Origin of the sequence: Kitasatospora sp. NPDC007106 (genome assembly GCF_040634455.1) — a bacterium.
Taxonomy (GTDB): domain Bacteria; phylum Actinomycetota; class Actinomycetes; order Streptomycetales; family Streptomycetaceae; genus Kitasatospora; species Kitasatospora arboriphila.
In genome coordinates, this window is the sequence record NZ_JBEYFP010001477.1 from 1 (window position 1) to 1,014 (window position 1,014).

Below are 1,014 nucleotides of genomic sequence, written 5' to 3' on the forward strand. Positions count from 1 at the left end.
CCGACCTTGCCGAGGCGGCCCGAGGTGGAACTTGGTGCTCCACGCGAGCGGCGGCCGGTGGTCGACCGGCTCGCCCCGCCCGTCGTCACCCTGTGGCCTACACCAGCCCGGTCAGTCGGAAAGCTGATCCCTTTCGCATCGGCTGCCACCCGTGATCGAGCGCGGCGCGAACTCCCGCCCCGACGATGGAGGGAACCACGGGAAAGGCCGATGTCGTCGCCATCAATACCGCGCCCTTCTGATCGGCCTGCTCAACCACGAACTCGAACCGCCCCGATGCGCACCCTGTGCAGCATCCGGCCCCGCCGGACACACGCCACCGGTAGGCGATGCCATCGACCGTGATAAGGCGGGTGCCTTTCTTCCGCAGGGCCAACCGTCTCCCCCTCGACTCGGACGTAACGTCAGGCGCGAGCGTCGGTGCCTTCGAATTGAATCCGACAGCCCGGCTCGGCTTCCGCCCCGACGACCGGCCCGATCATATGTCTGGCATCGGAGTGATGCTCGCGTTTTCGGCGCCCCTCGAATGCCTGGCCCTGCGCCGTCGAAGTCGGGTGGGTCGATACCTGTTACAGGTACGGAACCGACCAGACCTGGTCGACGACTGCCGCGCAGGCACAGGCCCGCTCAGGAGCAACTGTCCGACGTTACGTATTCAACTTCAGTAGTGGCCAGTTGGGACTGGCTCTTGCAAGCTTTCGTGATGCGGTGACAGTGCGTCATCGTCGAGCTGCTGCTGCGCTTCCTGGACGACCCGTTCGGCGGCCGTGAGCAATGCCCATGCCCATGCCTGGCAGTCTGGCAGCCTGGTGGCGGTCGGCTCGCGGGCGCGGTCCGGCGTGCGGGGTTTGCGGCCGGTGCGGCTCGACCAGCCGCGGCGGGGTGGGACCGGGATCGGTGACGCCGATCCGCAACCGTCCCGGCGACCACTGGAGTTGCAGAGCGAGGGGATGTCCGGCGTGATCGACTGCGGTGGTCAGGCGCCAGTCGGCGAGGGCGGTGCGGGTGGAGTCC

The 1,014-nt window shown here is 67.9% G+C and carries 1 protein-coding gene; it reads left to right on the forward strand.

Annotated features, from left to right (window positions below; genetic code table 11):
* Positions 1 to 767 precede the first annotated feature (767 nt).
* Positions 768 to 1,014 (forward strand): hypothetical protein (locus tag ABZ641_RS39410; protein WP_359989572.1); only part of this gene is annotated, 247 nt, incomplete at its 3' end.